Raw genomic sequence first — 13,575 nt, forward strand, 5'->3', positions numbered from 1 at the left:
TGGACCAGTTATTTGGCTTCTGCCTGTTGTTTCAAACTTGTACATTTCACCCTCAAATCACCAGCGACGTTCAAACTTCTTGCGCAAAACAATTGCGATTGCATTCATGCAAATTAAGAACCCGAGCAGCACCATGATGGCTGCTGACGTTTTTTGCTGGAATGCAGGCTCGGGAAAGTCTGCCCACATGAAAATTTGCACTGGGAGAACCGTAGAAGGATCCAGCGGAGTACCTGGTACATCCACAATGAAGGCAACCATACCGATCATGAGAAGCGGGGCGGTTTCGCCCAACGCCTGCGCCATTCCGATGATTGTTCCCGTCAATATCCCTGGCATGGCTAGAGGCAACACATGATGGAACACGGCTTGTAAGCGAGATGCACCGACCCCCAAGGCCGCTTCACGAATTGAAGGCGGTACAGCCTGCAGAGCAGCTCGGGACGCAATTATAATGGTTGGCAAAGTCATCAAGGCAAGGACCATTCCACCAACAACGGGGGCGGACCTTGGTAGGCCAAACACATTCAAAAAGACTGCCAGCCCCAATAGACCAAACACAATCGACGGGACGGCCGCCAGATTGTTGATGTTTACTTCAATAAACTGGGTCCAGCGGTTTTTCGGTGCAAACTCTTCCAGATAAATTGCGGAGGCAACACCTACTGGAAAGGAGAGAGAGAGTGTCACGATCATAGTCCAGAAAGTGCCGACAACGGCTCCCCAAATACCCGCCATTTCTGGCTCGCGACTGGCCCCTGCTGTTAGGAAAATACTATTCCACCGGTTACTTATCTGGCCTTTTTGCTCCAGATAGTCTGTATAAGCGATTTCCCTGTCAGAAAACTTCCGCGATGATTGAGGAACTTCAATTTTCTCAAGTGACCAATTACCCGCTTGCGCAGTTACTGAATTCTGTATTGGTATCAGAACCGGGCCACTTGCTTGGTTTCCGTCAATCTCATCAACTTTAAGCACGCCGCCAGCAATATTGATGAAGTAACTTGGCATTTCATCATTTAACTGCTGTGGGCCATTCAGCTTGGACAGACGCTGATCAATTCGTGAAAGGTCTACTTGCAGCGCAGAAATAATGTCCTGTACTCGCTCCTGAGAGGATTTTGCCGCAGAAAGCTCTTCTTCCAGCCGCTTTCTTTCCAAGGGGTCAGACTGAGTGATCCTGCCAGATAGTCCATATATCTTTGAAAGTAGATTTTTTTCCGACTGTCTGCGTAGCGCAATTCGCCGCCTCAGGTCTTCGGCCTGCCCATTCAGGTAGGCTGTAATTTCATCCCGAACCGGCCCCAGAACATTTCCGGCCATATGAACAGAGGCCGTCGAGCTGGTGATACTCACACTTGCTGCACTATCAGGATCAACAGAAGACTTTTTGGTGATCAAGCCTTTCAAATAAAGATCTGCATAGTCCGACAACGGCAGAGCAACGGAACTCTCCGCCCCTAATTGAACTTTCTGAGCAATAACTTCCCGCTGAAGAAGGATTCCCGCACCCGACGACAACAAAGAGTTGAGAATTTTGCGGTCCTTGCGAGTGGAAACAAATGGTAAGCTCTGCTTCAAACTGCTGCGCAGTATCCCATTATAGCTGGCAGCCTGTGGTTTATCCGGGTTCACATTATTGGAGGACAGGTCCACCGAGACTGTCACATAGTTATAGGTAAATGCGGGCAGGCCTTTGGAGATAATCGATCCCAGCAGTGCAACCAGAAAGACACCAGACACCAACAAAGCGGCAACGCCGTAGAGCTTGAAACGGGTTTCAGCTGCATAGCGTTTCTTTAACCTCTGCCGAGCCCTGTGACCTGTGTGAACAGTTTCACCAGCAACATCGATTTTTTCATGAGCAATATTAGTCATATTGTTCTCTATATTTTTTCACAACGCGCAGAGCGAAGATATTTAGGGCAAGCGTAATGCAGAACAGAAGTAGCCCCAGAGCGAAGGCAGCCAGCGTTTTTGCACTGTCAAACTCCTGATCCCCAACGAGGAGAGTAACGATTTGAACTGTGACTGTTGTGACAGCTTCCAGAGGATTAATTGTCATATTCGCAGCCAGACCTGCAGCCATGACAACGATCATGGTCTCACCAATGGCACGAGAGATTGCCAAAATCAGCGCGGAAACAATACCGGGAAGTGCTGCAGGGAGTACAACGCGCACAATCGTTTCAGACTTTGTTGCTCCAAGTCCAGCGGAGCCATCTCTCAAAGATTGCGGAACAGCGTTTATAACATCGTCCGACAAAGAGGAGACAAAGGGAATGATCATAATTCCCATGACCAGCCCTGCTGCAAGAGCGCTCTCCGAAGAAACAGAGAGGCCGAAGCTCTCTCCCCAGCCACGGATCAACGGGGCAACGGAAAGAGCTGCAAAGAAGCCATAAACAACAGTTGGAATACCGGCAAGAATTTCAAGCAAGGGCTTGGCCGTTGCGCGAATACGGTTCGAAGCATAATCCGACAAATAAATCGCCGACAACAAGCCTATGGGAGCCGCAACTGCAATGGCAATTGCGGTAATCAGCATTGTGCCAACCAGCAGAGGGATAGCGCCAAAAATCTCTGTGTTTACTTGAGAGCTTTCCCCGCCGGCCCCTTCAAAGGCACTTTGCGGGCTCCAATGGGTTCCAAAGACGAAGTCCAGTAGAGGAACCTGCCGGAAGAACATCAAGCTTTCGAAGATGAGAGACAGGACTATGCCAAGAGTTGTGAGAATTGCCACACCTGAACATATAATGAGAACGCCCATGACCGTTTTTTCGACAATATGGCGAGCCCGTAACTTTGGATTGATTGCCTGTAGACCGAAGAATAATCCGGATGCCACAAGGCCACATAACACCCCACCAAGCAATATGGCGCTGATCAGATCATAGCGAGAATAGAGGTTTGCAGCGAACTCTTTACCTTCATTGGAAAACCCGACAAGTCCACCATAGGTGATGGCCTTGGCATCACGCAGGAACGCTTGCAACTGAGGAGCTGACAACTCAGCAATAAAGTCGGAACTTCTTACAACGACTAATTTATCAATAATTCCGGGAGCGAGAATAGCCCATACGAGCACAAGAAGAATGCCGGGAACGATACTGAGAATTGCAAGAAAACCCCCGTGATAATTCGGTCGGGAGTGAAGCTTTTTCAAGTCCCCCTCAACAACTCCTATGGATTTGGAATGACCCAGCACATACGCAAACAAGGCCAGCCCAAAGAGGCAAATTAGATATGTCCAGAGCATCTTACGCGTCCCGCCATAAAAGCTTCCCAGCCCTTGGCCTTTTAGTATTCCGTTAAGTAGTGGCCGGACCTTTAATGCCCGGCCGACAGTTTTTTAGGAGCACTTGGCTCTACTTAAAATGAAAGTGGTGTCAGAGCTGAAGCGGAAGAGGAAACCGTTTCACGGTCAGCCACTGGCAGTGGAATAAGTCCTTTATCTGCCAAATAACCTTCATCACCCCAAGTATCTTCATGAGTAAACTCCGCAAGATACTGTTCAATACCTGGTATCACACCCACGTGCTCTTTCTTAATGTAGAAGAACAGCGAACGGGAAACAGGGTATCCACCCTCAGCGATTGCCTCAAAAGTTGGCTCAACACCAGCAATCTTGGAGCCCTGAATTTTATCGGCATTTTGATCAAGGAAAGAGAACCCAAAGATGCCCAGTGCATTCGGGTTGGCATCCAGCTTTTGAACAATCAGATTGTCATTCTCACCGGCTTCGATATAGAAGCCGTCCTCACGAATTTCATGACAAGCTTTTTTAGTTAACCCAAGCTCCTTGGCAACAGGAACCTTTTTACAGCCGCCCTCCATCGCCAGTTCGGCAAATGCATCGCGTGTACCTGATGTAGGAGGGGGACCGAGCACTTCGATTTTTGAGGCTGGCAAAGCAGGATCTATGTCAGACCACTTCTGGTATGGATTGGCGACAAGCTTCCCATCAACAGGAACTTCCTTGGCCAGAGCAAGAAAAATCTGGTCAAGTGTCACATCCATCACAGCTGTTTTCTTGGAATTCGCCAGCACGATGCCATCAAAACCGACTGTTACTTCTACTGGGGTAACACCGTTCTCATTACACTTAACGAGCTCCTTGCTCTTCATGCGCCGAGATGCATTTGTGATATCGGGTGTATTTTCACCAACCCCTTCACAAAACAGCTTGATGCCACCACCAGAACCGGTGGACTCCACAACCGGAGTTTTGAACTCAGTTTTTTGACCAAACTGCTCGGCAACAGCTGTAGAAAAGGGAAATACTGTTGAAGAGCCAACAATCTGGATCTGATCACGAGCCTGAGCAGAACCTGCAGCAATTGTACCAATTAATGCAAGCGCTGTAACACTTGCCAAACCTTTAATATCCACCTGACATCTCCTTGGGAGCCTAGGTTATAAATCCATAGACCCCACACAATTTCCAGTGGGGTCGCTAGGAAACATAGCCAAGAGCCATGATGGTTATATGAAGGTTTGATTTCAGTTTTATGACAGCGCAAACAATTGAAATTGTTAGATAATAATTTCCTATGCCTCAATTAAAAGTTTACTGGCCGCAGGAATATAAACGCGAAAGGCTGTCCCCTCTCCCAATGTACTGGAAACTTCGAGTCGGGCGCGGTGACGGGTTAAAATATGTTTCACAATAGCAAGGCCTAGCCCAGTCCCCTTTTTTTGGCGGCTGGTTTGGGTATCTACCCTATAAAAACGCTCTGTCAGGCGAGGTAAATGTTCTTCTGCAATCCCCTGCCCATAGTCTCGAACAGTTATGCACCACCCCCCTTTAACAGAGGCTGCAGCTTTATCTGCCTCAACAGATACATCCACGCGCTTTCCAGTTTCCCCGTACTTCAGGGCATTCTCGACCAGATTATTGACAACTTGAATGAGTTCGTCCCGCTCTCCGCGCACTGACACAAAGTCATCTGGTATCTTCAGGCTCAACTTAACTCCCATTTCCTCTGCAAGAGGAGACAAGCCATCGACACTATGTTCAATAATAGTCCGCAGATCGATTATTTGATCGGGCTGCACGTGCTCTTTCATTTCAATGCGGGAAAGAGAGAGAAGGTCATCAATCAACCTACGCATACGTTCAGCCTGATTCAGCATAATACTCAAGAACTTTGAACGAGCCGCTTCATCATCCTTGGCGGCTCCTTGAATAGTTTCAATAAACCCCGTGAGTGATGCCAAAGGTGTTCGCAGTTCATGGCTAGCGTTCGCCACAAAATCCGCCCGCATTTTTTCAAGTCGTTTGGTTTCAGTAAAGTCTCGAATTACGACCAGAATCGGCTCCGCCTGCTGGCGCTTCCCGCCCTCACCCTTATTGCTACTGGAGCGCATTGGAGAAATGTAGGCCTCCAACCACAATTCTATGGGTACCTTTTCAGACCATTCAATGCTTTCGGGCTCTCCGCCGTGGCTAACACGATCAAGCGCCTCCAATAAAGAGGGAGCACGCAACCTGAACGACAAAGGATCTCCTGAAGCTATTACACCAAAGCGCTCCTGTGCCACGCGGTTGGCAAACAGAGTTGTTCCCCTTTCATCTACGACGTAGCAAGGATTGGGCAAGGCGTTGACAGAGAGCCGCATCCCCCGATCTACCAGTTGCCCTATGCCTTTCCGGCTTATGCTGCTCGGCTTTTTCAAGGTTGTACGGGTTCTCATCCCCCCTCCAATGAGGGTCACGAAAACGATAGAAAATCCGGTAAATGCCGCCCAAAGCGGGATACCAAACGCAAATAAGTAAAACAAAATAACGCAGCTTGCAGCCAGCATTACAAGGCGTACATCAACGAGTTTTCGATAGATAGTTCGCCGGTGAATGCGGATACCTAATGTCTCGTTTGTTTCCGCTTGCTCTTTTTGATTAGTTTGATCCAAAGCTCAGGCTACCGCTCACGTATCCATGCACCCTTAATTAAAACCAAGGCGCCTTCTCCCATAACCGCCATACACACTAACAGAGTTTGCATGACAATCTCACGACGCTTTGGTTTTAAGGTGGTTTCCCAACAACACAAGCAGGGCGAACAAAATATATTCACCCAAGGACCTAGGCTGCCGCGCCCTTGCCCTTCTAAATATTTGCGTTGCCGGCACTCATGGTTACACGGGGTTAAGTACTACTTCCCGGTAACCCTGCACTGCGCCGGTGATGGAGGACTTTCCTCGTTATCACTCCATAACGAGGGGACAAGAGCATGGCGATAACCTGAAACAGACCAGCAACTATTGCAATCATTCCCGCAGCCGAAACACTCATATCATACCCCAGCATCAATGGGCCGAATGCAGCCAATACATAGCCAAGAATGCCGCTTAAAAGTGCAACAGCTCCTGATATCCAGAGCTGCATCCCCAGACTATCCGTCAGCATTCTTGCCGTTGCAGGTGGGCATATGAACATGGCAATCACCAAAATGGAGCCAACAGCACTGAAAGCCGCCACGGCTGCTATGGCAACCATTATAATTAGGACAAGGCTCATAAGCCGAGGCGAAAACCCTAAGCTGGCAGATAGTTGAGGGTCAAAACTGGAAATTTTCAACTCTTTAAAGAACAAAAGAATGAAAGCAACAATTACAATGCAAACGAGTGCAAGCGTGGTAACTTCGTGTGGCATTCCTTTTAATGCCTCCCAAGTCCACAGACTACTTATTCCTGTTGCATCCAGCCAGATCGCACTCTCCAAGTTTCCATAGAGAGCGTGCTCCACATCCAAATGAACCCCTGCAGTTCCCGTTTGTTCAAGAATGACGACACCAGCTGCAAACATCGTCGTAAAAACCACTCCCATGGCCGCACCGGGTTCTACATTGCCCACACGCCTGATAACTTCAATCAAAACGGCAGAAAAAACCGCAGCAATCCCCGCTCCGATCATCATGGCCAATGAGCTTGTCCCACCGGAAAACAAAAAACCCACCACAATACCAGGTAACACCACGTGGGATATTGCATCTCCCATTAGTGCCTGACGTCTGAGAATTAAGAAATTGCCAAGTAAGCCACAGGCTAACGCAGCAAAACTTCCCAGCAAAATGCTTGGGAGATCAAACTGAAGAAAGATATCCATTGCTTAAGCTCCCTGCACACTTTTGGGGTTGTGAATGCTCATCTCTGCTTTGAGAGCAACAACGGTGTCTTTGGGCAGAACCTCTTCAATTGGCTTCAATGACCAATCTTTAAGTGCATGGGCTTCTTCTGGTGCAAGCTCCCTAAAACGGTTCCAAAGAGATTGATCCTGAGCCATTTTTTGAGCAGCGGAGTAACCAACTCTAGTAACTCTTCCATCCCCTTCCATATACCCCTGCTTCACCAAGAGCCGTTTAGTTAGAGGCTCTAGAACGGGCTCTTTATGCGCTATAGTCAACAGACCCTGCCTCAAGTGAACTCTCTTTTGAAAGCGCCGATGGCGCAGGTAGGCGGCTAAAACTCCCCTTATTGGAGAGGCTACCAAAGAGACAAGGAAGAAGCTGAATAGCACCAGAACGATTACACTTCCCGTCGGCATATCATCGGCGCTAGCAGAGATTGCAACACCTATGTAACTGCCTGTTGCCCCAACTCCGGCAGAGATTGCAACCAGCAAGGAGACCCTGTCCGTCCAAAAACGGGCAGCAACCGGAGGAATAATCGCAAGAGCGATAATCAAAACAAGCCCCACAGTTTTAAGGCCAATCACAACAATTCCGAGCAGCAAAAGTAGGAGTGTCCGATCCAGCCAGCGAACGCTGTAACCGCTTGCTGCGGCAAAACCTTCGTCAAAACACAGGAGAGTGAATTCTTTGAGGTGAACAACAAGCAAAATACCGACAATTGCGGCAGACACAGCAATAATGATTGCTTCAAAAAACGTCATGCCCGAAGTGGCACCTAGCAAGAACCCCTCCAACCCTGCGCGCCCAGCGACCGACATGGACTGAATCACTGTAAGTAAAACCATACCAAGCGCAAAAAATGTCGAAAGGACTGTTCCAATAGCCGTATCTTCTGTGAGCCGCGTGTTGGACTTAATCCAGTCAACAGCCAAGACCCCAAGGCCAGCGCTGAATGCTGCACCAATGAGAAGAACAGGCAAGGAGCGTCCTACTCCGAACAAAAGCTGACCAATTATAAAAGCAATGGCTACACCCGGGAGTGTCGCATGAGAGATTGCGTCGGATACAAGGGTCCGTTTTCGAAGCAAAACAAAAACACCAATTGCACCACTTGCAGCCCCGAGGGTCGCCGCACCCAAGCATACAAGAGCAGTATTATATCCTGCCGACAACAGCAGAACAGACAGAAAGTCACTCACTGTTTCACGCCCCCTGCCCTACAACAGAAAGGCTGTCCAGTTGAGAACTTGCGAGTCTGCCGCCATACGCCTTTTGTAAATTTTCTGGGGTGAAGGTTGTCTCAACAGAACCACTCGCCACATGCTGACCGTTGATCAATAAAACATGAGAATAGTATTCCCGTACTGTTTCCAGATCATGATGCACAACAAGCAGTGTCTTTCCTTGCTCTACAAGGGAGCGCAAAACTTCAATAATCGCTTTTTCTGTTGCGGCATCTACACCGGCAAAAGGTTCATCCATCAAATAGATATCAGCATTTTGAGCCAAAGCGCGTGCAAGAAAAACACGTTGCTGTTGACCACCAGACAATTGCCCTATTTGGCGATCTGCGAAATCTTCCATTCCAACAGCAACAAGGCAGCTCATCGCCTTTTCACGGTGTTTTTTACCCGGCCAGCGGAACCATCCGATTTGAGCGTACAGCCCCATCAAAACCACATCAATGGCTGTAGCAGGAAAGTCCCAATCCACAGCTGAGCGCTGAGGAACATAAGCCACCTGACTTAACGCCTTTTTGATAGCTTTGCCTTCAACAAGAGTTTCACCGGAGAGTTTGGGAATAAGGCCCAAGGCAGCTTTTAAAAAAGTTGATTTACCTGCACCGTTCGGACCGATGATTCCGGTTAGTTTGCCCTTTGGTGCAGCATAAGAGACATTCCACAAAACGGGTTTATGATGGTAGGCAACTGTCATGCCGCGAACTAAAAATGGAGCCTTCGGGTCCATATCCGGCAAAGTCTCTCCACTTTCAGCAATCAAATTTAAAGGGGCTTTGGAGTTGGAAGTCATCATTAATGCCCTGCCCCCAGAGAACTTTGCATACCTTGCGCAGGAGCATTCCCGCCCAGAGCTCTGGTGATTTGCGTCATGTTATGATCAATCATACCGATGTAACTTCCTTCATAGGTCCCTGGGGTGCCCATAGCATCAGAGAATAATTCACCACCAATAAAAACCTCGTGACCTTGAGCTGCTGCTCCCTCAACAAGGGCACGAACATTACGCTCTGAAACTGACGATTCCACAAATACGGCTGTTATTTTTCGTTCCACCAACATATTCACCAGATCTTCAATGCGTTTCAGACCCGCTTCCGAATTGGTAGAGATTCCTTGAATGCCAATCACTTCCAGATCGTAATCTCGGCCAAGGTAAGTAAACGCATCATGTGCGGTAACCAAAACCTTGCGATCCTTCGGCACGCTGGCCAATACCTTTGAGCCGTAGGTGGAAAGTGTATCGATCTGTTTCAGGTAGGTCTCAGCATTGCTGCGAAAGTAATCCTCCCCCTCTGGATCCAGTTCAATCAACGCATTCAGAGCACCACTTACGGCTCCTTTCCAAAGGTCAGGGCTCATCCAAACATGCGGATCGTATCTATCCTTATAAAGTGGAGAGCCTTCCAATCGGCTTTCACTGATTTCTTCACCTAGAAAATAAACTGGCTTTCGCGCCTTCAACTGCAAAAGCAGGTCTTCCATCTGCGCTTCCAGAAACAGGCCATTTGCAAAAATAGCATCAGAGCGCCCGAGTTTAACAACGTCTGTTCTCGTCTGGCGATAGGAGTGAGGATCTATTCCTGTGCCGATCAAAGCCTCGACAGCGACCCTGTCCCCTCCGATAGTGGACACCGCATCTGCAATCATACCCACTGTCGCAACAAGATTAAGCCGCTCCTTAGCTTGAGCGTTTTGTATAAAGCCAGTCATGACAGCTATTGCAATTGCCATAAGTGGAGCGAATCGAAACACTCTATCCATAAATAAAAATCCTATGTGATTGCCCAAACCCACACGCTGAGCGACCTGTTTTGCAAATTTCTCTGACTAACAAAGCACAGCTTTCACATTGTTGCAAATCATTCTTAATTGCAATCTAAAGAACACTGTTTATTTTGAAGCGAAAAATGGCACTTTCGCATTGATTTGCCTCACCAAGAAGTACCTTATGGGCATGGAAGTTTTCCAGTATCTTTTCACTCTAGGGGTAGAGAAAGCATGAACGACCTCGTTTACAATCGACAGTTCACCCCGAACTACGGTGTACCAGTGAAGATCAACGAGCATATTCATAGGATCACCTGCCAAAACGCCGGACCTTTGACCTTCTTTGGTACCAATACGTTTCTTCTTGGTTCCAATGAGCTTGCAATCATTGACCCCGGCCCCATGAATACAGCTCACCTTGAGGCACTTATTGCGGCAATAGCTGGCAGACCGGTTAAGTGCATTCTCATCTCCCACACACATGTAGATCACTCCCCCCTCTCACGCAGTCTCGCGGAAAAAACAGGAGCTCCGATTTGGGGGGCTCCCAAACATCACCGGGCGCCCGCCTTTGCGGAGATGCCTGAAAATCCTTTGGAAGCTAGTGCTGACACGGACTATGAACCCGATATGGTCTTGGAAGATGGTGATGAGATTATAGTGGATAATATCCGCGTAGAGACACTTGCAACGCCTGGTCATACAATCAACCACTTGTCCTTTGCCCTGCCAGACAGCGACATTATTTTTGCCGCAGACCATGTTATGGCTTGGTCTACCACGGGTGTCGCCCCACCCGATGGCTCAATGACGCACTACATGAACTCTTTGGAAAAGTTCATCGAAAGAGATCATTGCCGCTTCTTGCCGGCTCACGGTGGAGAGGTTCTCGATCCCCCCAAATATCTACGTGCCCTGAAAAGTCATCGACAGGAACGAGAGGGTGCAATTCTAAAGGAAATCAACAGTGGCACCGGAAAAATACACGAGATGGTCACCAGTATTTACACTGATGTAGACAAGAAACTTCACGGTGCCGCAGCTCTGAATGTGCTTGCCCATCTGGAAGACTTGGTAAGCCGTGATCTGGTTATATGTGAGGGGCCACTATCTTTATCTTCCCAGTATAAATTAAGGTAACTATGGATACTGCCCAAAATATAACTATCCATATACTCAATACAATTTGAACTCCAAGCAACTCGGAGACCGGGTAGGTTTACCCTCTCCACTGCCCACATCAGGACCATACCTAAATGTCCATAGACTTTGACAAAGTAATCGATCGCCGCAATTCAAACTCTCTCAAATGGGATGAAATGGAGCCCCGCTTCGGGATTTCCAAAGAGGATGGTATTCCCATGTGGGTAGCAGATATGGACTTTCGTCCGCCACAAGCCGTTAACGATATGCTTTTCAAGCAAGCAGATCATGGAATTAACGGTTATTTCGGGAACAACAAGGACTTTCAAGACTCCATTATTTCGTGGCTGAAGCGGCGGCATAACTACACAATAGATAGGGAGTGGATTTCCAGTGTTCCCGGTGTGGTTGCCGCATACTCACTGGCAATTCAGGCATTTTCTGAAGAGGGGGATGGCGTATTGGTCTTCTCCCCAGTCTATCATGCCTTTGCTCGGGCAATTAAAGCCAATGGCCGCAAGCTTATAGAAAGTGAGCTTATTCTAGAAAATGGTCGCTATTCCATGGATATTGATGGGCTAGATGAGCTTGTCGACGAAAAAACAAAGATCCTTTTGTTGTGTAGCCCACACAATCCGGGGGGCACCGTTTGGACACAGGAAGAGCTTAAGGAAATAAGTGAGTATTGCTGCAAAAGAGGCATTTTGATTATTTCGGATGAAGTACACCACGACTTGGTCTTTGAGGGTCACAAACACTTTGTAACAGCTGGTATTTCTGAAGAAATTGCAGATAACACGATTACGCTGGCCGCCGTCTCCAAGACCTTTAATCTGGCGGGTTTTGCCACTGCTTATTCCATAATTTCCAATGGAAAACTGCGTGACAGGTTCAACAAACATCTTCATGCCTGTTCCGTGGATCCGAACCGCTTGGGTATGCTGGCGACTGTAGCCGCTTACAATCACGGTGAACAATGGCTTGATGAACTGCTTCAATACCTTTCAAGGAATCAGGAGACATTTATAAACGGGATTGAAACAGCAATACCCGGGGTCAACGTCATGCGTTTGGAGAGCACCTACCTATCTTGGGTAGATTGCACAGAGGCTTCCATACCTATTTCGCAAATTTCAAAGAAAATAGAACGAGAAGCAAAAATCTGTATTAATCACGGGAAGGCCTTCGGGAAAGGCGGCGAAAACTTCCTGCGCTTCAACTTGGCATGCCCGCACAGCGTTGTTGAGAAAGCTGTTGATCGCCTGAGCACCGTATTTGCATCCGCGTAAGTTTCCCGTCAGTTCGGTGGTTTCTGCGCCGGAATGGGCATCCGATCAATACTATCGGGTGCCTTTAACGTCACATCTACACCAGGGAGTAATGTCTCAAGGAAACCTTCCTCCTCATTTAGCCTTTCCATCACTTCCTCGGGAAAAGCAAAGACCTCGCCCCCGAACACCTGTAGAAGCTGCGTATCTAAAGCATCGAAAAATCCGCGAATTCGCTTTGCATTGCTACCTATGTCATGCTGTCCAATTGTGGATGCGGAGCGTATATCCAAAACAGCCCCGAAGGGATCGGGCCTGATTCTAATTGCGACTTGATCATTGAACCCCATTATAGGCGTAAACAGATCAATCAGAGCATAGCCATCCTGCACGCCCACATCCGGCGGGACCTCATAGCGAATGGACCAATTCTGTGCCTCAGCAACTTCCATAGAGGCTTTGAACAGAACATGAGGTGAGATGCGAAAGCGACGCGGCACAATATCGGGATAAAACTGTTTTAATAACGTCGCCTTTCCCTCATCAAAAGGAGCCTCAACCATTTGCCTTTCGGTTAACGCGGGTGGATCGCGAAGGTCTGTCGAAATATCATTCAATTGGGGATAGCTGTATAAACCGAAGACCCCCCATAAAAACGGGAGGAGACATATCAGGTTATAAATAAAAGCAAGGATCACATTAAAGCTACCCCTGCCCCCTTCATTCCAGATATCCCTCACACCCCAAACAGCAAGCGAAAGACCGGCAACTGCCAGAAAAGAAACAACTCCCAAGAGGATCAGAAAATCTTGTGTTTCTATAACTTCAAAGCGGTGAAAAATGATCGAGATAATAAGGGACGGAAGTGCGATGGCACCAACCCGCCGACTATACCAGGCAACTTTTGAATCACGCTTCGAGATTTGCCCCAGCATTCCCTACTATTTCCCCCTCCAAACAGTCTTGGTTTATCCCTATAAAGATAATCAGTCATTCCCACGCGTCTACTGATAATAAATAGGT

Annotated in this window: 10 protein-coding genes and 2 pseudogenes; 2 read left to right on the forward strand and 10 right to left on the reverse strand. The window is 48.0% G+C overall.

The window, feature by feature from the left end; genetic code table 11:
- Positions 1 to 57: 57 nt before the first annotated feature.
- The 9 genes and pseudogenes from pstA to P6574_RS14620 form a co-directional block, all read right to left on the reverse strand.
- Positions 58 to 774, reverse strand: a pseudogene (gene pstA / locus P6574_RS22150) (phosphate ABC transporter permease PstA); the annotation flags it as partial.
- Between the two features lie 624 nt (positions 775 to 1,398).
- A pseudogene (locus P6574_RS22155) lies at positions 1,399 to 1,878 on the reverse strand (DUF3333 domain-containing protein); the annotation flags it as partial.
- Positions 1,871 to 3,259, reverse strand: coding sequence for a phosphate ABC transporter permease subunit PstC (gene pstC, locus P6574_RS14590; RefSeq protein ID WP_310620997.1), 1,389 nt, complete (start codon positions 3,257 to 3,259; stop codon positions 1,871 to 1,873). The gene pstC and the pseudogene P6574_RS22155, both read right to left, overlap by 8 nt.
- Before the next feature lie 113 nt (positions 3,260 to 3,372).
- The gene (locus tag P6574_RS14595) at positions 3,373 to 4,392 is read right to left on the reverse strand and encodes a PstS family phosphate ABC transporter substrate-binding protein (protein ID WP_310620998.1); all 1,020 of its coding nucleotides are present in this window, start codon (positions 4,390 to 4,392) and stop codon (positions 3,373 to 3,375) included.
- Between the two features lie 159 nt (positions 4,393 to 4,551).
- Positions 4,552 to 5,913, reverse strand: coding sequence for an ATP-binding protein (locus P6574_RS14600; protein ID WP_310620999.1), 1,362 nt, complete (start codon positions 5,911 to 5,913; stop codon positions 4,552 to 4,554).
- Between the two features lie 235 nt (positions 5,914 to 6,148).
- Positions 6,149 to 7,108, reverse strand: coding sequence for a metal ABC transporter permease (locus P6574_RS14605; protein ID WP_310621000.1), 960 nt, complete (start codon positions 7,106 to 7,108; stop codon positions 6,149 to 6,151).
- Positions 7,109 to 7,111: 3 nt separating this feature from the next.
- On the reverse strand, positions 7,112 to 8,332 hold the full coding sequence (locus tag P6574_RS14610) for a metal ABC transporter permease (protein WP_310621001.1): 1,221 nt from the start codon (positions 8,330 to 8,332) through the stop codon (positions 7,112 to 7,114).
- A 4-nt stretch (positions 8,333 to 8,336) separates the two neighbouring features.
- A complete protein-coding gene (locus tag P6574_RS14615; RefSeq protein WP_310621002.1) occupies positions 8,337 to 9,167 on the reverse strand; it encodes a metal ABC transporter ATP-binding protein in 831 nt (276 codons plus the stop codon).
- The gene (locus P6574_RS14620) at positions 9,167 to 10,084 is read right to left on the reverse strand and encodes a metal ABC transporter solute-binding protein, Zn/Mn family (RefSeq protein WP_310621003.1); all 918 of its coding nucleotides are present in this window, start codon (positions 10,082 to 10,084) and stop codon (positions 9,167 to 9,169) included. Before P6574_RS14620 ends, P6574_RS14615 begins: the two co-directional genes overlap by 1 nt.
- A 288-nt stretch (positions 10,085 to 10,372) precedes the next feature.
- Here P6574_RS14620 and P6574_RS14625 point away from each other — a divergent pair, with 288 nt between their 5' ends.
- Positions 10,373 to 11,281, forward strand: a complete 909-nt coding sequence (locus P6574_RS14625) for an MBL fold metallo-hydrolase (protein ID WP_310621004.1) — start codon at positions 10,373 to 10,375, stop codon at positions 11,279 to 11,281.
- A 116-nt stretch (positions 11,282 to 11,397) separates the two neighbouring features.
- On the forward strand, positions 11,398 to 12,573 hold the full coding sequence (locus P6574_RS14630; protein WP_310621005.1) for a MalY/PatB family protein: 1,176 nt from the start codon (positions 11,398 to 11,400) through the stop codon (positions 12,571 to 12,573).
- Between the two features lie 8 nt (positions 12,574 to 12,581).
- On the opposite strand, the gene P6574_RS14635 is transcribed toward P6574_RS14630, so the two are convergent.
- A complete protein-coding gene (locus P6574_RS14635) occupies positions 12,582 to 13,487 on the reverse strand; it encodes a DUF1499 domain-containing protein (protein WP_310621006.1) in 906 nt (301 codons plus the stop codon).
- Positions 13,488 to 13,575 lie beyond the last annotated feature (88 nt).

Origin of the sequence: Pseudovibrio sp. M1P-2-3, from assembly GCF_031501865.1 — a bacterium.
Lineage (GTDB): Bacteria > Pseudomonadota > Alphaproteobacteria > Rhizobiales > Stappiaceae > Pseudovibrio > Pseudovibrio corallicola.